Source organism: Pseudoalteromonas sp. H105 (assembly GCF_001469215.1).
In the GTDB taxonomy this organism is placed as follows: Bacteria; Pseudomonadota; Gammaproteobacteria; order Enterobacterales; family Alteromonadaceae; genus Pseudoalteromonas.
Genome location: NZ_LOFH01000010.1, coordinates 152916 through 174730 on the forward strand (window position 1 = coordinate 152916; position 21815 = coordinate 174730).

Sequence of the window (21815 nt, forward strand, 5' to 3'; positions counted from 1 at the left end):
AGAGTGAGCCAACAATTAAAGTCATTAATTATCAACACCTTAATCTTTAACTATTGACTTAAATGTCATAATGACACACCATTAAAAACAAAATAAAACACATTAGAGTCAAATTGACATGATAGATGCTACTGTCCTTTTAAACACCGCTTTGCAGCTAGGCGCTATTAAGGCACAAGCCAATCACTATCAACATATTATTGAGTGTGTAAAAGGCGTAGTCTCCAGTGATGCAACTGCATTGCTTATTAGTCAAAACAACGTATTAAAACCAGTGGCCATCGATGGCTTAATGCCAGATACATTAGGCAGACGATTTGTGATCAACGATCACCCCCGCTTACAGGCTATTTGTCGCTCAGGACAACCGTTACAATTTGCTCAAGATTGCTCGTTACCGGATCCTTATGATGGGTTACTTAACCATCAAGAAGGGGATATTCCCGTGCATGCCTGCCTGGGTATGCCATTATTAGAAGGCGACACTTTATTGGGTGTGATTACATTAGATAGCCTAAATGCCCACGCCTTTGATGACTTTGATATGCAACAGCTCGCCATACTTAGTCAGCTGTGTGCAGCACAGTTAAAAACCGCCCTTTTGTTACAGCAGTACCAACATCATGCCCAACATAGTCATGCATTAGTACAAGAGTTAAATCGTGAAGCACTCACCCGAGATGGGGTTGAAATTATTGGCCACAGCCCAGCGATGCAAACCTTAAGAAATGACATAAAACTGGTTGCAGGTTCTGAATTTAGCGTACTTATTCAAGGTGATACCGGGGTTGGAAAAGAACTTGTTGCTCGCAATATACACTTACACTCGAAGCGCAGTCAGCAGCCTTTGATCCATTTAAACTGTGCCTCATTACCTGAAAATCTCGCCGAAAGTGAATTTTTTGGTCATGCTAAAGGGGCGTTTACAGGCGCGGAAAATGCACGCCAAGGAAAGTTTCAACTCGCTGATGGTGGCACGTTATTCTTAGATGAAATAGGCGAATTACCACTTACGATGCAAAGTAAATTACTGCGGGTATTACAAAGTGGTGAAATTCAAACGCTCGGCGAAGATAAGATAAAATATGTTGATGTCCGTGTGATCGCCGCAACTAACCGTAATCTTAAAGATGAAGTGGCACAAGGTCGCTTTAGGGCCGATTTATATCACCGGCTCAGTGTGTATCCTTTACATGTACCGACATTAAAACAACGTGAAAACGACGTGGTACTTCTAGCCGGTTTCTTTATCGAAAAAACAGCCAGAAAATTGGCCATTAAGCAACTAAAACTGAGCGTCGAGGCCCAGCTGACATTAACGCAATACTCTTGGCCTGGCAATGTTCGAGAGTTAGAGCATGTTATAAGCCGCGCAGCATTAAAAGCCAAACAAAGCCAATGGCAGCAGGCCATCATTACTATAGAGGCTGAACACTGCGAGCTAAACCTTAATACACAGACTCAGGCTCTGCTTACAACACCTACCACCGTGTCGGAAAATAGCCCGCAACTTTCATTAAAACAAGCAACAGATACCTTTATGCATAATCTCGTTAGTCAGCAGCTTGAGCAACATCACTTTAACTGGGCAGCGACTGCACGCACCCTTAGTGTTGACCGTGCTAATTTGATCAGACTGGCAAAAAGGCTCGGTATCAAAGTTAAAAAATCGCTATAAGACCATCTCTTTAAAATGCGCTTTTAACAGTTGGCTAAAAGCTTGCACTTTTGCTGTACGATGCACTAAATGGTGCGTCACTAGCCATAAGTCAGTTGGCCAACTGAGCTCGTTAGCCAATACAGGCATAAGATCAGGGTATTGCGCCGCAACATCATGTTGCAAACCACCGATCCCTAAGCCTTTAACGATTGCTCGAGTTGCCTCTGAAGTTTCAGAGACCCTTAATTTCACTTGTTCAACGGGAATATTTTCATCAACCCAAGCAAAATAAGGCACTTTGCCATTGTAGCCCGCCACCCCTGACACAAAATTATGCAACGGCAATTGCTTAAGGGTTTTTGGCATGCCATGTTTATCAATATAACGCTTAGATACATAAAGCCCTGATGATAAATGGGCTAAATGCTGGGCGATATAATCACCCTCATCAGGGCGAGGGCCAGCTCGCACCGCAATATGCGCTTGCCCATGATCGAGTCGTAAACGATTTTGATCGAGTATCACTTCCAGCTGAACTTGCGGGTGCAGACTTTGAAATTGTTCACATACATCGCTTAACACATCAATAAAGCCACTCACCGTTGTCAGTAACAAACTACCTCTAAGCGTGCTATCGGCTGCAATGATGTCATTATGTAAACGTTCAAGATCAGTATTAATTGCCTGTGCAGTGGTAAATAGTTTTGCACCAATTTCTGTTACTTTATAGCCACGTGCGTGGCGGTGAAATAATCGTGCATTTAAGTTTTTTTCTAAATTATTGATCCGCCTAAGCACCGTACTGTGATGCACGTTGAGCTTTTCAGCGGCAGCAGTCAATGTTCCTAACCGCGCGACTTCATAGGCCACTTTTACATCTTGCCAATCATCAAAGTGTATTGCCATTGTACTTACCTATTCCACGTGTGCATTATTGCACATAAGTTTTGCGTTTATTTGGCTTTTCTGCAAGTGAATTTTTGCTAAAGTAAGTCACAAGATAATTAAATAACCGGAACTCTGGTTAACTAAACAACATTAAGGCGAATACCATGACTGCACCTAAAATTATTGCCTTAGCAGGCAGCTTACGTAAAGACAGCTTTAACCAAAAATTGATTAATGAAGCAGCCCGCTTTGCTTTAGAAAGCGGCGCAGAAGTAGAGGTAATCAAACTCGGTGATTTAAACTTACCAATGTTTGATGAAGATATTGAAGCACAAGGTACACCTCAGGGCGCTCAACTCCTCAAAGACAAATTACGCGCCGCAGACGGTATTTTACTTGCAAGTCCTGAATATAACGGTTCGATTACCGCCGTACTTAAAAACGCTATTGACTGGGCTTCGCGCACAGAGCAAGGTGCAGTGCCTGCATTTCGTAATAAAGTAACTGCGCTTTATGCCTCTTCGCCTGGTGGTTTAGGTGGTCTGCGCGGATTAAACCATGTTCGCGATATTCTATCGGGTATCGGTAGCTTAGTGCTGGCTGACCAACTTGCAGTGCCAGCCATCCACACTGTACTTGATGAAAATGGCCGCATTAATGACCCTGCTACAGCAGAAAAAGTAGCCGGCCTTGCACAGCAGTTAGTAAGCGTTGCCAGCAAACTAAACAAGTAATTGCTAAATTTTGGTCGCTGCTAACTTAGCAGCGATAAAATCTTCATGAGTAACATAGAGTAAATTAGCAACACGACGAACGACGTATTCTTCTTGTGGATCGAGCTGCCCATCTGCATACGCCAATCGCCACAGTAACTCTACAATATCGATGCGCTGCTGCGCGCTGCATTGATTATTGATTTGCTTAGAAAATTGAAAGTAGTCTATGGCGTCATCTAAACTTTTACTCGCGCTTTGCATTAACTCATCTACCTGGGTATCCGTTAACTCAAAATATTTTTTAAGCGTGGCTGACAGCGCTTTTAGTTCTTCATCTTGCTGCTCTGTGTCAGCACGCATTACCTCAATAAGTAGGGCCGCAACTGCCGTTTTCAAATCATGCTCTTGCATCTGAGCTGGGTGTTCATTAAACGTTGAAAATAGCTGTTTTATTTGTTTGAACATCACATTTTCCCTTTTTGGGTGTTAGACTTAGATCATGATTAACCACTTTAGTTAAATCGCCGACGCAATACAATAATGGAGTGTGAGGTTTATGAGAGGAAAGATAGCACAAAGCTTAAAACTAAGCGGTGGGTTCATGCTATTGATAAGTTGTGCCGTGATACACGCAGAGGTTGGCAAAACCGAAAAGCGCTATGATTTTGATGATAAAGTGCATTATCACCAAACTCAAATTGACGATAATAACTACCGCCTCGAAATACAATCTGACAGCTACCAACACTTCCAAAACCAATCGGTATTTTTACTTCGCCATTCTCAGCGTTTATGTAAGAGTAACCCTTTTATGTTAAAAGTGACTGATGGTGTGCAAGAATACGAGCGCCTTCCTAGCAAACCTCGCCCCTATCAACCACCTTTAACGGCTTTGCTACAGTGTGAAACCGAGCCAAATAAAGACTAAATCCTAGTCTTTATAGCCCCAAGGCGAAGCAGGTGGAGTGATTGGTTTGGTTAAATCAAAATCAACACGAAACTCGCGCCCTTGGCGAATTAAACGATAGGTAAACTTTTCCGGGTAAATATACATTTGCCACGTATTACCCATAGATTGCGGTATTCCTTGGTTAACAAACAATTCTTTTGAATACTGATCCGCAGGGAAAGACTGCACACTCTCAAAACCCGCATCAACCGTATGACCGCCATACATAGTAGACACATCATCAGTACCGTCTTTATGACGATGATCGTGCTTTAAACTCAAGCCACTGCCTGTTTTTGTGATGATCCACGTACGTGATGCATCCTCGCCAACGTGAAACGGTACTTGGAGTTCTCGCTCGTTGCAACGGCGAACATGCATAACCAGCTTTTTACCCGCGAACGAGCTCGGGCCTGCAGCATTATCAACCGTAACTTTACCCTCATACGCTTTACCGCAGTGGGCAGCAATATTATCAAAAAAACCATCATGGCTTGGAATAGACACCAAAGGCGCAGGGCGCGCAAACACAGCAGTAGATGCCAATAATAAAGTTGCAGCAGTTAATAATTTCATAGCATGTTCCTAAAAATATAAAGCTGCAGCTTAGCGTGTTAATAAAAACAAAGGAAGTAATCGCGGTAAATGGAAGTTAAAACTGACGTACTCATTTAACTAAGCAGGTATAGCGTTTGACTGAATACTCTATAGCAAAGGAGTTTTTATAATCACCGATTTGCTCTTTATGCTAACCAATAACATCTGCATTTCATAAAAGCAGTTACATATACAATGATCTATAAAACTATTTTTTAATAGTAGACCTTCAGAACCTACTAGCTCTTGCTTAACGAAGAGAAATACTCTTCTCAATAGAACCTATAATGGTCGTAGTGTAATAGAGGTGTAGGCCTCGCTTACGATGCTTCATACAAAGAAACAGTTGATGCTCTACCTGATTGTGGTGATTCATCAAAGAAAGTGCAGCCAGCGGCGGTAAAACAGGTCGCGGCTTCAAAAAAGTTTATTTCGATGTTGTTACTGATGGTGGAATAACGAGTTGGTGTGATATAAAAACTGTTTAAATTTTTAGTCCTAGATTTTTAGGACGTATATTCGAGAAACTGATGATGAAAAATAAAATTATTCTAGCCTCAACTTTAATACCTTGTTTATTAGGCTTGTATTTTTTAAACTCTAAATTACAAATAAGTTCGTTCTTCTTTTCTCTATATGCGTTGTTGGCGTTTTATTATTTACTTAACAAGCGTACTGATTCCACCCGCAACCAAGTGCTCTTATTAAAAGAACTTTTGAAATCACACTATTTGATATTAATTCTTGGTTTACTCGCAATCGGATCAAGTCTATTGATTTCTCAACCTAAGATGTCAGTTGTTTTTTGTGTAATTAGTTTTATTGCTTTTTCTCGCTTAAGTTGGGCTTTGATAAAAAATAAAGTAGGGCTAAGTTACTTACAATTTATATTAGCTGCTCTTAAAAGGAACTTACTTTTAACACTGGTGGTTTTGTTAACATTTTGCGCAATTATTGTAGCGATAATTGATTTGGATATATACTCAGCTAGCTTCTATACATCAATATTGCCCGTGCTTTCATTAGTATATACGTTTTTTAATTTTGAATTTAATAAAGCGCTTGAGCCGAACTAAAAAACGTCACCCATACGCAAAAAACGCGGCCTGAGCCGCGTTTCATCATTTAATAACTTTTAAACCACTACTGCCAAGGGCGCTCGGCGTTAAGCTTTGCTTCAAAGGCGTCGATTTGTGGGTTTAGGGTTTCGGTCACGCCGATAAAATCTAAGCCACTTAATAAGCGCTCTTTTACGTCTTTGCGAATATCAAAGCTGATTGGCGCAAACTTGTTACTGGTAAGCACCTGATTTTCAAGGTCGATGTCGATATGAATATCGTCGTGCTGTTCACTCAGTACAAACAAATCCTCCAGTGTTTTTGCAGGTAATGTAATCGCTAGCATTTGGTTATTACCGCAGTTATTAAAGAAAATATCAGCAAAGCTTTCTGCCAAAATCACTTCAAAACCGTATTGTTTAAGTGCCCACGGTGCATGCTCACGTGATGAGCCACAGCCAAAGTTATCGCGAGTTAATAATATTTGTGCACCTTGGTAACAAGGGCGATTTAAAATAAACTCAGGATTTGGCTCGCCGTTATCTAAATAACGCCAATCGTAAAACAAGGCTGCATCAAAGCCGTCACGGCTGGTTGATGTTAAGAACTGCTTAGGAATAATTTGGTCAGTATCAACGTTGTTTTTATCTAGTGGGGCCATTAAGCCGCTAAAATAAGTGCTCATTAAGCTTCTCCTCTAATATCAACAAAACGACCATGTATTGCTGCCGCTGCGGCCATTGCAGGGCTAACTAAGTGTGTGCGTCCGCCACGGCCTTGGCGACCTTCAAAATTACGGTTTGAGGTAGATGCACAACGCTTGCCTGCACCTAACCGGTCGTCATTCATTGCTAAGCACATTGAACAACCCGGCTCGCGCCATTCAAAACCCGCCGCTTTAAAAATATCGGCTAAGCCTTCGTCTTCGGCTTGTTTTTTCACCAAGCCTGAGCCTGGTACAATTAACGCTTCAACACCAGCAGCAACGTGCTTACCTTGCACGATATGAGCAGCAGCACGTAAATCTTCAATACGGCTGTTAGTACATGAGCCAATGAATACGGTATCAACACTTGCTGATGACAGTTTTTCTCCCGCTTTTAAGTCCATGTATTTAAGTGCACTACGAATTGCATCGGCTTTAATTAAATCAGGCTCTTTCTCTGGATCAGGAATAAATTCATCTACGCCAATTACTTGCTCAGGGCTCGTGCCCCACGTAATTTGCGGCTGAATGCTACTCGCTTCTAGTTCCACTTCTAAATCAAATTGCGCGCCTTCGTCGGTTTTTAATGTTTCCCAATATTTAACAGCTGCATCAAAGTCAGCACCTTTTGGTGCAAACGGGCGGCCTTTTAAGTAATCATACGTAATTTGGTCAGAGGCTATTAAACCGGCTTTCGCGCCCATTTCAATACTCATGTTACACAGCGTCATACGCGCTTCCATTGATAACGCTTCAATACCTTCACCACAAAACTCTGCGACATAACCTGTACCACCGGCTGTACCAAGTTTACCAATCACCGCCATTATTAAATCTTTAGCTGTCACTGTAGGGCGTAAAACGCCATTAATTTGAATTTTTAATGACTTGGCTTTTTTCTGTTGTAGTGTTTGCGTTGCGAGAACGTGTTCAACCTCAGAGGTGCCAATACCGTGAGCAAGCGCACCAAAAGCACCGTGAGTTGAGGTATGGCTGTCGCCACACACTATGGTGGTGCCCGGTAAGGTAATACCTTGCTCAGGCCCCATTACATGCACAATACCTTGATTAATTGAGTTTAAATCGTAAAGCGTAATGCCAAATTCTTTACAGTTTGCATCAAGCGCCATTAATTGGTTCTTTGATACTTCGCTGGCGGCATCAAGCGATCGGCTTTTAGTCGATACATTATGATCCATCGTCGCGATAGTTTTTTCTGGACAACGTACTTTACGATTTTTTTCACGAAGGCCTGCAAATGCTTGTGGCGAGGTGACTTCGTGCACTAAATGACGGTCAATATAAAGTAAGTCGGTTTGCTCATTAATACTGGCAACGACATGTGCTTGCCAGATTTTGTCGTATAACGTTTGGGCCACTTGCTGATCCCCTTAATATTAGCGCTTGCTGCATGACGGTGCAGCAAACTAAAACTTAAATTCGAGCCACTATCGCAGCCGCAACATCTTGTGTTGTACAACCTGCACTTGGGTAAATATCTGGCGTGCCGACACCCGCTTCGACTGCTTCCGCGACTGCTTTTTCAATACTGCGCGCAGCCTCATCTTGGCCTAATGAATAACGCAACATCAGTGCCGCACTTAAAATTTGTGCGATGGGGTTAGCAATGCCTTTTCCTGCGATATCTGGCGCAGAGCCACCAGCAGGTTCATACATACCAAAACCCGATTGGTTCAAACTCGCTGAAGGTAATAACCCCATAGAGCCTGTGATCATGGCGCACTCGTCTGACAAGATATCGCCAAATAAATTATCACAAAGCAATACATCAAATTGGCTTGGTTGCTTAACTAACTGCATCGCCGCATTATCTACGTAAATATAATCAAGGTTCACTTCAGGGTAATCTTTACTCACTTCAGTCACCACTTCACGCCATAACACGCTAGATGCCAACACGTTTGCTTTATCAACCGACGTTACATGGTTGTTGCGTAATTTTGCAGCTTCAAAGGCAAAACGCGCAATACGTTCAATTTCTTTTCGAGAATAAGTTTGTGTATCAAATGCGGCTTCATCAGCACCTTCTCCACAGCGGCCTTTTTCACCAAAATAAATACCTCCTGTTAACTCACGTACACACAAGATATCAAAGCCACGTTCGCTGATATCTGCACGCAGTGGAGATGCAGCGCTTAAGGCTGGTAAAAGTTGAGCTGGGCGTAAATTGCAAAACAAACCAAAGTGTTTACGCAAGGGTAAAAGAGAGGCTCGCTCTGGTTGTTCATCAGCCGGTAAATGCTCCCATTTTGGGCCGCCAACTGAGCCAAATAAAATGGCATCTGCACTTTCACATGCTTTAAGTGTTGAGTCAGGTAATGCTTTGCCAAATTCATCAATCGCAGCACCGCCAATCGCATGAGGATGACGAGTCAGCGTAAAACCAAATTTATTACTTACAGCATCAAGCACACTGTTTGCTGCTGCCATAACCTCAGGGCCAATTCCGTCGCCCGCTAAAACGGCGATGCTGTAATTTGTTTTACTCATCCTGCTTTCCTTTGTTGTTTTAAATCAGACACTTTTTGTGCACGATAAATTAAGTTATAAACGCGGATCATGGCGCGTACTGACGCTTCAACCACATCCGCTGCAATGCCCGCACCGTGATAAGGGCGACCATCGTATTTAGCTATTATATTTACTTGGCCAAGAGAACTTGCCCCTTCACCGGTGGCTTCTAAATTAAATTCAATCATTTCAACAGCCATACCCGTTAAGCGCTCAATCGCTAAGAATGACGCTTCAACAGGACCATTGCCCGTTGCGGCCTCTTGCTTAGATGTGCCATCGATGGTCATACCGATAGTAGAGCTGGCAACTGATTGTGAATTAGACGTTGAGTTAACAAACTCTAATTGGTATTTTTCATCTTTATCATTGATTTGGTTAAAGTAAATCATTGCCTCAAGGTCATAGTCGTAGACTGTCCCTTTTTGATCGGCCAGCGCTAAAAAGCTGTCATAAAGACTATCCATATCGTAATCAGATTTTTGATAACCTAACTCAGCTAAGCGATGTTCAATCACATGACGCCCTGAACGTGAGGTCATGTTTAATTGGTTATTTGGTACGCCAACGCTTTCTGGCGACATAATCTCATAGGTATTTTGCGCTTTTAATACGCCGTCTTGGTGAATGCCTGAACTGTGAGCAAATGCGTTTTCGCCAACAATGGCTTTATTTGGTTGTACTGGCATATTACAAATTTTTGCCACTTGGCGAGATGCGCGGTAAATTTCTTCACTACGAATATCAGTATGTACTTTTAAATGGTCTTGGCGCATTTTCATGATCATCGCCACTTCTTCAAGCGAGCAGTTACCTGCACGCTCGCCAATGCCGTTGATAGTACATTCAATTTGGCGAGCACCCGCTTGTACTGCTGCTACCGAGTTGGCCACAGCTAGCCCTAAGTCATTGTGGCAGTGCACACTCAAGCGAGCTTTATCTATATTTGGCACATTATTCATTAAATGATGGATCATCGCCGCGTATTCGTCTGGCGTTACAAAACCTACGGTGTCGGGTAAGTTAATAGTAGATGCACCTGCATTGATGGCCTGCTCAACAATTTTGCATAAATCCCAATGCGGTGTACGGCCAGCATCTTCACATGAGAATTCCACGTCATCAGTATAGTTACGCGCAAGTTTGATTGATTTAACCGCCATGGCTGTGGCGTCATCTAAGCTCATACGTAATTTATGCTCTAAGTGCAGTGGGCTAGTAGCGATAAAAGTATGAATACGGCTTTGTTGCGCCGTGCGTAATGCTTCGCCGCAAGCTTCAATGTCTTTGGCAACAGAGCGTGCTAAACCACAGATAATAGGGCCTTTTACTTCAGTTGCAATGCGTTGCACCGAACGAAAATCAGCGGGGCTCGAGACTGGAAAGCCCACTTCCATCACATCCACATTTAAACGACTAATCGTATGCGCAAGTTGAATTTTATCATCCTCTGTTAGGCTTGCTTTAAGCGCTTGCTCACCATCGCGTAAGGTGGTGTCGAAAATCCATACCTTGTCTTTATCCTGCATAATCTACCCTTAATTCTCAGCTACCCTTGTTGCGAGATAAAAAAAACCCCGCATTTTGCGGGGTTTTTAATGTGTCTGAATGAAAATACACTAATGCCCGCTTACATACGCTAGCAGCAGGAAGTTTAGTTTTAATGTAATTAACTGTGTATTTTTCATCATCTTTACTAAATGTGTGTGTTCATTGAGGCTTATTTTTATCACCCATCAGCCAAAGGCGCAAGCATAATATCACCTTGCAACATCATAAAAACCAATATACAAAGGATAAATAATTCACAAATACATTTAAATTAGATAAATAAATACAAAAATGTGAGACTCAACGTTTTTTAAACCAATGCATTCACTGTCACTGCTTAGATTAACTCTTCCAACATTTATGTATTATTGTGATCCCTAATGTAATTGCTTGCGCCACGTGTAATATACCGTAATTGCCAAATCACGCGCTCAACCAACTCATCACGCTGCTGGCCTTCCAAATCAAGTGCTTCAGCTCCGGCATTAAATACCAGCGTAACCATTGCTTCCGCCTGAATATATGCTTGGGCTGCATCACAGGGCGTTTCATTTTCCAAATAATGCGCGAGCTCTAAGATAAAATGCTTTATTTCACGTGCAACCGCCGCTCTAAATGCTTTTGATGTGCCAGAGCGTTCTCGCAAAAGCAGCCTAAATTGGTTGCTTGAGTTATCAATAAACTCCATAAATGTCACCACTGAGGTTGTGATTACGCTGCCGCCGCTAGCAATACGACGGCGCGCTTGGCGCATTAATTGGCGTAATGTTAAGCCAGCCTCATCGACCATGGTTAAACCGAGTTCATTCATGTCTTTAAAATGTCGATAAAACGAAGTCGGCGCAATCCCAGCTTCGCGAGCAACTTCACGTAAACTTAGGTTTGAAAAGCTATGATCAGCACTCAATTGATTAAACGCCGCCTCAATTAAGGCCTGTCGTGTTTTTTGTTTTTGTTGCGCGCGAACACCCGACATGAACTACTCCTGATTTAATTTAAATCAAATTATGGTGACTTTTAGCTTAATTCCCCAGTCTAATACTTGACGGCGAGAGAATGAAATACTATTTTAGCTTACAAGTGTACGCTCAGATTTTTAAAGATGAAAAAACCACCGATTATTTGGACCAACGTCCTCTTTTTTAGCCTTACCTTTTTGGCTGCTGTTACTTTAGTTCCTTGGTATGGTATTACCCATGGCTTTTCAAGCACGCATTGGATAGCTTTTGTTGCGTGTATGTTTTACGCCGGTATGTCAATTACCGCTGGCTACCACCGCTTGTGGGCACATAAAACATATGACGCACACCCTGCGATTGAAGCTATCTTTGCGTTAGGCGGTGCTTTTGCATTGCAAAACAGCGCACTGCATTGGAGCAGTGACCACCGTATTCATCATGGTCAAGTCGATGATCCTGTGAAAGACCCTTATGCAGCAACAAATGGCTTTTGGTATAGCCATATTGGGTGGATGCTCCGAGATTATCAAGGCGATAGTTATGGTGATTACACTAATTGTCGTGACTTACAACGCAATAAAGTTGTTATGTGGCAACATCGCCATTATATGAAATTAGTATTAGCAACTAACATTGGTATTCCATTAGCGCTTGGTTTAATGGTCGGCGATGTATTTGGTATGCTATTATTAGCAGGATTACTGCGTTTAGTGTTAAGCCAACATTTTACCTTTTTTATTAATTCAGTGGCGCATATTTGGGGCTCTCGCCCTTACACTGAAAAAAATACCGCCCGTGACAATGGTTTTTTAGCGCTGTTCACTTATGGGGAGGGATACCATAATTATCACCATATATTTGCCAGTGATTATCGTAACGGCATTAAATGGTTTCATTATGATCCGACTAAATGGTTAATTCGCTCATTAGCAACATTAGGCTTGGCGCATAAATTGAAACGTACGCCGGTCGAGCGTATTGAAAAGGCGAAAGCCGAAACACTTATGCACAAAACGCAAATTCGCTTAGCTAAATTGCCACTAGCGCAAGATAAGCTTACATTATTGCAGCAAGAATATGATTTATTGCTGAAAAAGCTACAACACTTTTGTGCCCTTAAAAAACAGGTACTAGAAGTTAAAAAGAATAACATGCTGCAACAATGCGAAAAATCAGCTTTAATTACACAATACCATGAATTAGAAGCCGCTTGGGAAAGTCAAAAACAAGCATGGCTAGCACTGAATGCGAGGTTATTAAAAGCCTCTTTTAGTTAATGTAGGAGTGGCTGTGGCCAAACAACAAGTAAAGAAAGAACAACCGTCATATCAATATGATGCAATCATTATAGGCACAGGCCCTGGCGGTGAAGGTACCGCCATGAACCTGTCTAAAAGCAACAAAAAAGTGGCGGTTATTGAACGCCAAGAAGGCGTTGGTGGAGGCTGTGTTCATTGGGGCACCATTCCATCAAAAGCCCTACGCCACTCTGTTAGCCGCTATATTGAATATAAAGCAAACCCACTTTTTAGCATGGGTGAGCGCCCTACTCGCTTAACGTTTCCCGATATTTTACGACACGCAAGCTCGGTGATCTCAAAACAGTCTAACTTGCGCAGTAGCTTTTACGATCGTAACCGCATTCATTTATTCCAAGGTGATGCGAGCTTTATTGATAAAAACACCGTTGAAATTACTCGTCTTGATGGCTCAACTGAGCGATTAACGGCACAGACCATTGTTATTGCAACAGGTTCGCGTCCTTACCGCCCACCTGAAGTAGATTTTACTCACTCGCGTATTTACGACAGTGACACAATTTTAGGTCTGGAGCATGACCCTCATCGCGTCTTAATTTATGGTGCTGGTGTTATTGGCTGTGAGTATGCGTCTATTTTTAAAGGCCTAGGCGCAAAGGTAGATTTAGTAAATACCCGTGACCGACTGCTTGCATTTATGGATGCTGAGATCTCTGACGCATTGAGCTACCACTTCTGGAACAGTGGCATTGTTATTCGCCATAACGAAGAGTTTGACCGCATTGAAACCCGCGAAGACTGCGTAATAATGCATTTAAAATCAGGTAAACGTGTCAAAGCTGATTGCATTTTATTTGCTAATGGTCGTACTGGTAATACTAATGGCTTGAACCTTGAAGCGGTGGGCCTAAAAGCCGACGGCCGTGGTCAGCTAAAGGTAAACGAAACATACCAAACTGAGGTTGAGAACATTTATGCAGTGGGTGATGTCATTGGTTACCCAAGCCTTGCCAGTGCAGCGTTTGACCAAGGCCGTATCGCCGCCGATGCGATTGCGTGCGGCAACTGTGATGAAAAGCTGATCATTGATATCCCGGCAGGTATTTATACCATTCCTGAGATGAGCTCTGTGGGTAAAACAGAGCAAGAACTAACTGCTGCAAAAATACCTTATGAAGTTGGCCGTGCGCAGTTTAAACACTTGGCGCGTGCGCAAATTGCTGGTACGGAAGTTGGTAGTTTAAAAATACTGTTTCACACTGAAACCAAAGAAGTACTTGGTGTACATTGCTTTGGTGAACGTGCCTCAGAAATTGTTCACATTGGCCAAGCCATTATGGAACAAAAGAACGGCGGTAATAATATCGATTATTTTGTTAATACCACGTTTAACTACCCAACGATGGCTGAAGCCTACCGTGTTGCAGCATTAAATGGCTTAAACCGTTTATTTACGTAAGTCTATGTACCACTTGTAAATAGCAAAAAGCCCGCTTAGGTACTAAGCGGGCTTTTTAATAACAAGTCTAAATAGCTATTTGTTATTTATGATATTGCGCACTTAACTCATGTACCGCATTGATGAATACACCTGCATTTTCAGGATCGACATCTGGTGTGATACCGTGGCCTAAGTTAAATACATGGCCGTTACCTGTGCCAAAGTCTTCTAAAATTGTGCCGACTTCTTGGCGAATACGATCATGTGTGCCGTGCAGCATTGACGGATCCATATTGCCTTGCAGCGCAACTTTATCACCAACACGACGTTTTGCATCACTAATGTTTATCGTCCAATCAAGCCCTACAGCATCACAACCAGTTGCAGCGATTGCTTCAATCCATTGACCACCATTTTTAGTAAACAGTGTTACAGGTACCTTACGGCCGTCGTATTCACGAATCAAGCCATCAACAATCTTATGCATATATTGCAATGAGAATTCGTTGTAATCACGTGGGCTTAATACACCACCCCATGAGTCGAATACCATAAGTGATTGCGCACCGGCTTTGACTTGAGCGTTTAAGTAATCAATCACTGAATCGGCTAATTTATCGAGGAGTAAGTGCAGTGTTTGAGGCTCAGCAAATGCCATTTTCTTTATTTTACCGAATACTTTACTGCTTGAACCTTCTACCATGTAAGTGGCCAATGTCCATGGTGAACCAGAAAAACCGATCAGCGGTACTTCACCTTTTAATTCACGGCGAATAGTACTGACTGCATTCATTACATAACCAAGTTCATCAGTAGGATCTAACTTTGGAATCTTTTTAACATCAGCCAAAGATGAAATTGGGCGTTCAAATTTAGGACCTTCACCTGTTTCAAAGTACAAGCCTAATCCCATAGCATCAGGAATCGTTAAAATGTCACTAAATAAGATAGCGGCATCTAAAGGGTAACGACGTAATGGCTGTAAAGTCACTTCACACGCAAGCTCAGCATTGCGGCACAGGCTCATAAAATCGCCCGCTTGTGCACGTGTAGCGCGGTATTCTGGTAAATAACGCCCTGCTTGACGCATCATCCATACCGGAGTTACATCAACAGGTTGTTTTTGTAGTGCACGTAAATAACGGTCGTTTTTTAATTCGCTCATAGCGTAAAGGATCCTAAAACTTGTAGATATTGCGCAGATTGTATCACCATATCGCACAGCGCTCTATCGCAATAACTGTAAAACACACCAGTATAGATTTAGATCAAAGGTTTTAAGTAACACAGAAAAAACGCCTGAAAAAAATGTAACATTTAAGTTTTTTAATTAATAAATTTGCAACATACAAAAAACCTTGGTATAACTTATCCCGCGTTAACAAAAACAATAATAATTGTATGACAACAATAATAATAAAAATCTTCTCAAAACAAAAAGAAAGCTTGTTTTAACAAGTCATGGAAAAAGAAATTAAACCACCATTTATGGTGGTTTTTTCTTGCCTAAAATTTACAGAACACCCTTTTATTTAACTATGAAAAATAACTTAACATCAACAACTTAAGATTTTGTTACGGAATAAAGAAAAAAATGTGTTGATCTTTTCTCCATATTTCATTGTTATATAAACAAAACCAACCCGGCTTAGGAGAATAATCATGCTGACGCGTTTGGAAAAAGCTCAACAAAAATGGGGCGGTAGCCACACAATAATCGATAAATGGCTAACAGAGCGCCAGGAGCTTCTCGTACTTTATTGTAAAATTGCTGGCTTTTCACCGTATGATAAAAAAGATCACGCTTTACCTGAACAGCTGCAAATTCAAACTTTTTGCCAAATTTTAATGGATTACTTGTCTGCTGGGCACTTTGAGGTTTATGACGATATTGCTAAAGCTTGTGAGCAAAAGGGCCCTAAAAGCCAACAACTTGCTAGTGAGTTATACCCGCGAATATCTGAAACTACAGATATAGCATTAGACTTTAATGATAAGTACGCCGAAGTCGCGAAAGACGATTTATTAGATGATTTTGATAATAACTTATCAAAATTGGGGGAAGCGTTAGAGCTTCGCTTTGAATTAGAAGATGAACTCATCGATAACTTATACTCAAATCATGCTGAGTAGAAAGTGACTCATACAAAAAGGGGCCTATTGGCCCCTTTTTGTTTTGCCTGTTAACTGTAAATCATCAACTGGCTGTGCGATGCTCATTACTCAGCAACAGCTGAATTCTCTTCGCCTTGAATTTCAAGTAATTCTACTTCAAAAACAAGTGTTGAGTTAGCAGGGATCTTACCAAGATCACGATCGCCATACGCAAGGTCAGCTGGGATAGTAAACTTATACTTAGACCCTACTGGCATAAGTTGTAAACCTTCAGTCCAACCTGCGATTACACGGTTAAGTGGGAAAGTTGTTGGTTCGTTGCGAGAATATGAGCTATCAAATTCAGTACCGTCTAGTAAAGTACCTTTGTAATGTACTTTAACAACGTCAGTAGCCACTGGCTTCTCACCGTCACCCATGGCCATTACTTCGTATTGAAGACCTGACTCGGTCACTGTTACGCCTTCTTTTGCAGCATTATCAACTAGGTATTGCTCACCCGCTGCTTTGCTCTTTTCAGCTTCTACTTTAGCCTGTGCATCTTGCTTAGTACGTACAGATGTATCAAGTGCAGTTAACACTTCACGAATTTTCTCTTCGTCTAATTTTGCTTCACCTGCAAGTGCGTCTTTAAAGCCACGCATAAGCAGCGCTTGATCAAGTTCAATACCTAGCTCTGTTTTATCAGCTAAATCTTTATTTAAAAAGTTACCAACAGATGCACCAATACCGTATGCTTGTTGTTGTGCTTCAGTATCTAACTTTACAGGTGCTTGTTCTTGTTTTGCTTCTTGATTACAAGCTGTAAGCGCTAAAACTGACGCTGCAATCAATGACAATTTAATCGTCTTTTTCATTTTAAATCTCCGACACACTTTGCAGATGTCATTTATTGTATTATTACTAGTTAAAGATTAACGGCCTACATGATAGGCTGCTTATCTAATTACTGAGTACGGCAAAATGCCAATTTCAAATCATTAGATAAACGACCTCGACCTTTATCGCGTCCTAGTCTAACCTCTCAGTCAACAAGAGTTAAGGGGAAATACCTGTAATATGTCGATATTTCGTACTTTTTTGTATCTTCAGTGCTGCACTTTATTAATCGCCTGCTCAGAACAAAAAGAACACGCGACTGCCAGCTATGAGCATGCAGCCAGAGGCGCCTTTTCCTCTGCGCTTTCTCATGATGGCCGGTATAGCCTGATTTCATCTATACACCATGGGGTCGCCCTGTGGGATAATCAACAGCAGGTTCTAAAATATCAATGGTTTCAGCAACAAGACCAAGATAGCTTAGTACACACTGTAGCTATCGCCTTTGATAACAGCCATGCAGTGACCGCCGAGAAAACCACGTTTGCTGTGTGGAATATCAACACCGGTGACAACGTCGGTTATTACAAAATAAAAACGGCCACCATTCGCGATATCGCTATTAGCAATCAAGGCCGCAGTGTTTTATATGGCCGTAGCGACAATGTTGTTGTTTACCTCAACTTAGAGACCGGAAGGCGCATTGAGTTCCTTGGCCACCAAGAAAAAATTAATGTGGTTGACCTTTCACCCAATGGCCGTTTTGCACTGAGTGGCTCAAATGACTACGTTGCGTATTTTTGGGATACGCAAAGCGGTCAAGTAATTCACCGCTTTAACCACCCAAACAGAGTAACGCAAGTTGCTCTTGACCCTCAAGGTCGCTATGCCTTTACTGCAGACAGTATGGCTCAAGCGCATATATGGCAGTTAACAACAGGTGATCTTGTTTCTAAACTGAAGTATATTGCGCGACAGAAAATTTTTACCGCCGTCCGATTTAACGATCAAGCCACACGACTGCTGACCGGTTCACCCAATCGCTTGGTTGATTTATGGCAAATTGCTGATGGTGAAAAAATTCAAAGCTGGCATGTCACCCCCCGCGAAGGCAGTAAACCTAAGTCTGCGGTGGTACTGGATGTCGCTTTCACTAATGACGACACAGCGTTGTTAACCGAGAGCTCTAGCGGAATCGCTGAGCGCTTTACTATACGAGAAGCTAATGAACACAATTGAACATCGCTTAATGGAGCTGGAGGCTAAAGTGGCCTTTCAAGATGAAACCATTGATATACTTAATGATGAAATTAAAGCTCACCAGCAGCTGTTGGCTAAAATGAAGCGTCAAACCGAGCTACTGGCTGAGAAATTAAAAGAGTCCCAACAGCCTTCTTTAATGTCGCAAATGCAAGAGCCACCGCCACCGCATTACTAACTATATTTAGACCACCTCAAGGTGGTTAGTCACCCGGCTTAAACACGCCTATAACTTGTTCAAATTGGCGTGTTGATGCTTGCACAGCTTGCTCTGGTTGCGTCATTTTATGACCACACTTCATGCATTCAACCTTTTCCACATCATGCTCTTTGTAAAGCATCATCATATCCATGGTTTTACATTCGGGACACGTTGCGCCCGCAATAAATCGTTTTCTCTGTTTCACACCGTCTCTCCACAGTTTAGCTGCTGCCATTTTATCCTAATAAAGATACGATTGATAACCATAAGTCGATCCGTGTTATGATGTGGGCAATTAAATCAGGGCACAGTAAAGTAACGTATTCATGATCCAAATCTCAGAAATAGAACTCCTACGTGGTGGTAAAGCACTGTTAAAAGATGCCTCAGCAACCTTATTTCCAGAGCATAAAGTAGGCTTAGTAGGCGCTAATGGCTGCGGTAAGTCGACCTTATTTAGCTTATTAAAATCAGAGCTTTCATTAGATGCGGGTAATTACACTATTCCCAAAGATTGGTCTATTTCGTCGGTAAAACAAGAAACCCCAGCGCTTGAAATAAGTGCTATAGATTACGTACTACAGGGCCACCCTGATTATTATGCATTGCGTATTGCTCTGCGCGAGGCTGAGCAAAATAACGATGGTGACACCCAAGCTAAAGTGCATATTCAACTTGAGAACATTAAAGGTTACAGCATTGAATCTAAAGCAGGCGAGCTGCTGCACGGTTTAGGTTTTGCCAATAACCAAATTGAAAACCCAGTCAGTGCGTTTTCAGGTGGTTGGCGTATGCGTTTAAACCTAGCCCAAGCTCTTATTCGCGATGCCGACTTACTATTGCTGGATGAGCCAACTAACCACTTAGACTTAGATGCCGTATATTGGTTAGAACGTTTTTTACGTGCTTACACAGGCACGCTTGTATTGATCTCTCATGACCGTGAATTTTTAGATGCGGTGGTTGATCAAATTTGGCATATCGATCAGCAAAAAATTAATGTTTACAAAGGTCATTACTCGCAATTTGAGCGCCAAAAAGCCGAGCGTTTATTGCAACAACAAGCAATGTTTGAAAAACAACAAGAGCAAATAGCCCACCTTGAGCAATTTATTACGCGTTTTAAAGCTAAAGCCAGTAAAGCTAAACAAGCACAAAGTCGTGTTAAAGCCCTTGAACGGATGGAAAAGCTTGCCCCAGCCCATGCCGACTCGCCGTTTGATTTTGAATTTGCCGAGCCACTTGCTTTACCTAATCCGCTGATGACACTTGATAAAGCCAAAGCAGGTTATGGCGATATCACTATTTTAGATAGCATAAAACTTAACTTAGTACCCGGTAGTCGCATTGCATTACTTGGGCGTAACGGCGCGGGTAAATCGACCTTAATTAAACTCCTAGCTGGCGAACTCCAGCCACAAGCCGGTGAAGTATTTCAGCATCAGGGTTTAAACATCGGTTACTTTGCGCAGCATCAATTGGAATCCTTAGATTTAAAAGCCAGTGCCGTTACGCATATACAACGCTTAAACCCAAAAGCCAGCGAGCAATCACTGCGTGACTTTTTAGGCGGTTTTGCGTTTATTGGTGACAAAGCTCTTGAGCCAGTTGCGCCATTCTCAGGGGGTGAAAAAGCCCGCCTGGTTTTAGCAATGTTGGTCTATCAAAAACCTAACTTATTGCTCCTGGATGAGCCAACCAACCACCTTGATTTAGAAATGCGCCACGCTTTAGTGATGGCATTGCAAGGTTTTGAAGGCGCGATGGTTACCGTATCGCATGATCGCCACATGCTAAAAAACACCGCTGATGAATATTACTTGGTTGATAATGGCGAAGTCACGCAGTTTGGTTATGACTTAGATGAGTATTATCAATGGTTACTCAATGCCAATAAAGAGGCCGCTAAGGTTGGGCAAACTGATGACGAACCAAAAGTAAACTCGCAAGTTAACCGTAAAGAGCAAAAGCGCTTAGAAGCAGAGTTTAGAAAATCCATTCAGCCCCTTAAAAAGCAGATTGAAAAACTTGAAAAGCAACTCGATAAACACTCAGCAGAACTTAGCGAAGTGGAAGTTGCACTGGGCGATAACGAACTTTATAACGATGACAACAAAGCTAAACTAAAAGAGTTAATAGCAAAACAAGCCACATTAACACCTAAAGTAAACGATATCGAAGAAGAGCTACTCATGGCCCTTGAAGAGATGGAAGAAAAAGAACAAGCGTTTGCCGATGAACTTGCTTAACGGGGATGACTTTTGGCTGTTTGCCTGTGACCTTTATAGCAAAGGTGATATGCAAACACGCCTACTGGATTATCAAAACCAGCAAGGTAAAAACGTCAACCTGTGCTTGTTACTGTATTACCTAGATTCTCTCAATCTAGCAATTAGCCAAGCACAGCTAAACGAACTTGAACAATCCATTCGTGAATTTGATCAACAAGTATTAAAGCCCCTACGTGCTACCCGCGCCTATTTAAAAGCCAATCAAACCGAGATTGCAGATTACGCTGTAATTCGTAAAGAGCTACTCAGTGCTGAGCTCAAGCTTGAAAAGCAACAACAGCAGATGTTAGTAGAAAAAATGAATACTTTAACATTAGAACCTAATTCAAGGGCCACTAATGTAATGCTCTATGTTGGAGAGCTTTAAGCGTTCGTTTTTCGCTCGTAATTTCAACCCTGTCAGGGTTGCTAAAGTAATAACTAACAATGAAACAGGTAACTCTATAATGGAAGTTTCGGAGAAAAAATAAAACTCTTGCAATATTAATGATACAGTTACTGCACCAAGCAAAAAGCCTAAAAAATAAACATAAAATGTATATCGCCAAGCATAATTATCACTGCGATATGCCATTACACCGTATAGTAAAAAAGATAAGACACTAGAAGGGATGATTGCAATAAGAATGTAATCGCCAAGCCTCGATGATATATAGCGCTCAAAACCAAAAACAATATTGAGTAATGTCGATAAGGCAATTTGCAGCAGCATAATCACAATAGCGTATTTAACTATCCGTATAATTTTCAATGTCTACCACCATTATTACTCGGTATAAAAATAAAGCTATGAAGGGAAATTATAAGCTCAA

At 41.8% G+C, this 21815-nt stretch carries 23 protein-coding genes; 11 read left to right on the forward strand and 12 right to left on the reverse strand.

Annotated elements, in window-relative coordinates:
- Nucleotides 1–118 precede the first annotated feature (118 nt).
- The gene (norR, locus tag ATS75_RS16220) at nucleotides 119–1678 is read left to right on the forward strand and encodes a nitric oxide reductase transcriptional regulator NorR (RefSeq protein WP_058561462.1); all 1560 of its coding nucleotides are present in this window, start codon (nucleotides 119–121) and stop codon (nucleotides 1676–1678) included.
- On the opposite strand, the gene ATS75_RS16225 is transcribed toward norR, so the two are convergent.
- Nucleotides 1673–2566 carry a LysR family transcriptional regulator gene (locus ATS75_RS16225; RefSeq protein ID WP_058561463.1) on the reverse strand — a complete coding sequence of 298 codons (894 nt, stop codon included), beginning with the start codon at nucleotides 2564–2566 and terminating at the stop codon, nucleotides 1673–1675. The two genes, norR and ATS75_RS16225, sit on opposite strands and share 6 nt — an antisense overlap.
- A gap of 146 nt (nucleotides 2567–2712) precedes the next feature.
- On the opposite strand from ATS75_RS16225, the gene ATS75_RS16230 reads away from it, so the two are divergent.
- A complete protein-coding gene (locus ATS75_RS16230; RefSeq protein ID WP_058561464.1) occupies nucleotides 2713–3282 on the forward strand; it encodes an NADPH-dependent FMN reductase in 570 nt (189 codons plus the stop codon).
- 3 nt (nucleotides 3283–3285) lie between these two features.
- Here the strand turns inward: ATS75_RS16230 and ATS75_RS16235 are convergent, their stop codons facing one another.
- Nucleotides 3286–3729 (reverse strand): TerB family tellurite resistance protein, encoded by a 444-nt coding sequence (locus tag ATS75_RS16235; RefSeq protein ID WP_058561465.1) that lies wholly within the window; start codon nucleotides 3727–3729, stop codon nucleotides 3286–3288.
- Nucleotides 3730–3865: 136 nt separating this feature from the next.
- Between ATS75_RS16235 and ATS75_RS16240 the strand changes: the two genes are divergently transcribed.
- Nucleotides 3866–4192 (forward strand): hypothetical protein, encoded by a 327-nt coding sequence (locus ATS75_RS16240; RefSeq protein ID WP_235591197.1) that lies wholly within the window; start codon nucleotides 3866–3868, stop codon nucleotides 4190–4192.
- Nucleotides 4193–4195: 3 nt separating this feature from the next.
- Here ATS75_RS16240 and ATS75_RS16245 read toward each other — a convergent pair whose 3' ends face one another.
- On the reverse strand, nucleotides 4196–4789 hold the full coding sequence (locus ATS75_RS16245) for a hypothetical protein (RefSeq protein ID WP_058561467.1): 594 nt from the start codon (nucleotides 4787–4789) through the stop codon (nucleotides 4196–4198).
- 551 nt (nucleotides 4790–5340) lie between these two features.
- On the opposite strand from ATS75_RS16245, the gene ATS75_RS16250 reads away from it, so the two are divergent.
- The gene (locus ATS75_RS16250) at nucleotides 5341–5886 is read left to right on the forward strand and encodes a hypothetical protein (protein WP_152996237.1); all 546 of its coding nucleotides are present in this window, start codon (nucleotides 5341–5343) and stop codon (nucleotides 5884–5886) included.
- Nucleotides 5887–5953: 67 nt separating this feature from the next.
- On the opposite strand, the gene leuD is transcribed toward ATS75_RS16250, so the two are convergent.
- The 5 genes from leuD to fabR all read right to left on the reverse strand — a co-directional run bounded on the left by leuD (nucleotide 5954) and on the right by fabR (nucleotide 11633).
- A complete protein-coding gene (leuD, locus tag ATS75_RS16255) occupies nucleotides 5954–6553 on the reverse strand; it encodes a 3-isopropylmalate dehydratase small subunit (protein WP_058561469.1) in 600 nt (199 codons plus the stop codon).
- On the reverse strand, nucleotides 6553–7953 hold the full coding sequence (gene leuC / locus ATS75_RS16260) for a 3-isopropylmalate dehydratase large subunit (RefSeq protein WP_058561470.1): 1401 nt from the start codon (nucleotides 7951–7953) through the stop codon (nucleotides 6553–6555). Before leuC ends, leuD begins: the two co-directional genes overlap by 1 nt.
- 55 nt (nucleotides 7954–8008) lie before the next feature.
- Nucleotides 8009–9085: a 3-isopropylmalate dehydrogenase gene (gene leuB, locus ATS75_RS16265; RefSeq protein WP_058561471.1), complete on the reverse strand. Its 1077-nt coding sequence runs from the start codon at nucleotides 9083–9085 to the stop codon at nucleotides 8009–8011.
- On the reverse strand, nucleotides 9082–10635 hold the full coding sequence (gene leuA / locus ATS75_RS16270; protein ID WP_058561472.1) for a 2-isopropylmalate synthase: 1554 nt from the start codon (nucleotides 10633–10635) through the stop codon (nucleotides 9082–9084). The genes leuB and leuA overlap by 4 nt, the downstream gene beginning before the upstream one ends.
- Before the next feature lie 380 nt (nucleotides 10636–11015).
- Nucleotides 11016–11633: an HTH-type transcriptional repressor FabR gene (gene fabR, locus ATS75_RS16275; protein WP_058561473.1), complete on the reverse strand. Its 618-nt coding sequence runs from the start codon at nucleotides 11631–11633 to the stop codon at nucleotides 11016–11018.
- Between the two features lie 126 nt (nucleotides 11634–11759).
- On the opposite strand from fabR, the gene ATS75_RS16280 reads away from it, so the two are divergent.
- Both ATS75_RS16280 and sthA read left to right on the forward strand, forming a co-directional pair.
- Entirely contained in the window at nucleotides 11760–12893 is a 1134-nt protein-coding gene (locus ATS75_RS16280) for an acyl-CoA desaturase (protein ID WP_058561474.1), read from the forward strand.
- 13 nt (nucleotides 12894–12906) lie between these two features.
- Nucleotides 12907–14334 (forward strand): Si-specific NAD(P)(+) transhydrogenase, encoded by a 1428-nt coding sequence (gene sthA, locus ATS75_RS16285; RefSeq protein WP_058561475.1) that lies wholly within the window; start codon nucleotides 12907–12909, stop codon nucleotides 14332–14334.
- 82 nt (nucleotides 14335–14416) lie between these two features.
- On the opposite strand, the gene hemE is transcribed toward sthA, so the two are convergent.
- Nucleotides 14417–15481, reverse strand: a complete 1065-nt coding sequence (gene hemE / locus ATS75_RS16290; protein ID WP_058561476.1) for a uroporphyrinogen decarboxylase — start codon at nucleotides 15479–15481, stop codon at nucleotides 14417–14419.
- Between the two features lie 497 nt (nucleotides 15482–15978).
- On the opposite strand from hemE, the gene ATS75_RS16295 reads away from it, so the two are divergent.
- A complete protein-coding gene (locus tag ATS75_RS16295; protein WP_058561477.1) occupies nucleotides 15979–16449 on the forward strand; it encodes an Rsd/AlgQ family anti-sigma factor in 471 nt (156 codons plus the stop codon).
- An 86-nt stretch (nucleotides 16450–16535) separates the two neighbouring features.
- On the opposite strand, the gene fkpA is transcribed toward ATS75_RS16295, so the two are convergent.
- Complete coding sequence (fkpA, locus tag ATS75_RS16300) at nucleotides 16536–17288, reverse strand: FKBP-type peptidyl-prolyl cis-trans isomerase (RefSeq protein WP_058561478.1); 753 nt, start codon at nucleotides 17286–17288, stop codon at nucleotides 16536–16538.
- Between the two features lie 202 nt (nucleotides 17289–17490).
- Here fkpA and ATS75_RS16305 point away from each other — a divergent pair, with 202 nt between their 5' ends.
- Both ATS75_RS16305 and ATS75_RS16310 read left to right on the forward strand, forming a co-directional pair.
- A complete protein-coding gene (locus ATS75_RS16305) occupies nucleotides 17491–18489 on the forward strand; it encodes a WD40 repeat domain-containing protein (RefSeq protein WP_058561479.1) in 999 nt (332 codons plus the stop codon).
- Nucleotides 18476–18688, forward strand: a complete 213-nt coding sequence (locus tag ATS75_RS16310) for a SlyX family protein (RefSeq protein ID WP_058561480.1) — start codon at nucleotides 18476–18478, stop codon at nucleotides 18686–18688. The genes ATS75_RS16305 and ATS75_RS16310 overlap by 14 nt, the downstream gene beginning before the upstream one ends.
- Nucleotides 18689–18713: 25 nt before the next feature.
- On the opposite strand, the gene ATS75_RS16315 is transcribed toward ATS75_RS16310, so the two are convergent.
- Nucleotides 18714–18917 carry a YheV family putative zinc ribbon protein gene (locus ATS75_RS16315; RefSeq protein ID WP_058561496.1) on the reverse strand — a complete coding sequence of 68 codons (204 nt, stop codon included), beginning with the start codon at nucleotides 18915–18917 and terminating at the stop codon, nucleotides 18714–18716.
- 121 nt (nucleotides 18918–19038) lie between these two features.
- On the opposite strand from ATS75_RS16315, the gene ATS75_RS16320 reads away from it, so the two are divergent.
- Both ATS75_RS16320 and ATS75_RS16325 read left to right on the forward strand, forming a co-directional pair.
- On the forward strand, nucleotides 19039–20961 hold the full coding sequence (locus tag ATS75_RS16320; RefSeq protein WP_058561481.1) for an ATP-binding cassette domain-containing protein: 1923 nt from the start codon (nucleotides 19039–19041) through the stop codon (nucleotides 20959–20961).
- Nucleotides 20948–21370: a TIGR02444 family protein gene (locus ATS75_RS16325; protein ID WP_058561482.1), complete on the forward strand. Its 423-nt coding sequence runs from the start codon at nucleotides 20948–20950 to the stop codon at nucleotides 21368–21370. Before ATS75_RS16320 ends, ATS75_RS16325 begins: the two co-directional genes overlap by 14 nt.
- Here ATS75_RS16325 and ATS75_RS16330 read toward each other — a convergent pair.
- On the reverse strand, nucleotides 21329–21754 hold the full coding sequence (locus tag ATS75_RS16330) for a hypothetical protein (protein ID WP_058561483.1): 426 nt from the start codon (nucleotides 21752–21754) through the stop codon (nucleotides 21329–21331). The genes ATS75_RS16325 and ATS75_RS16330 overlap by 42 nt on opposite strands.
- Nucleotides 21755–21815 lie beyond the last annotated feature (61 nt).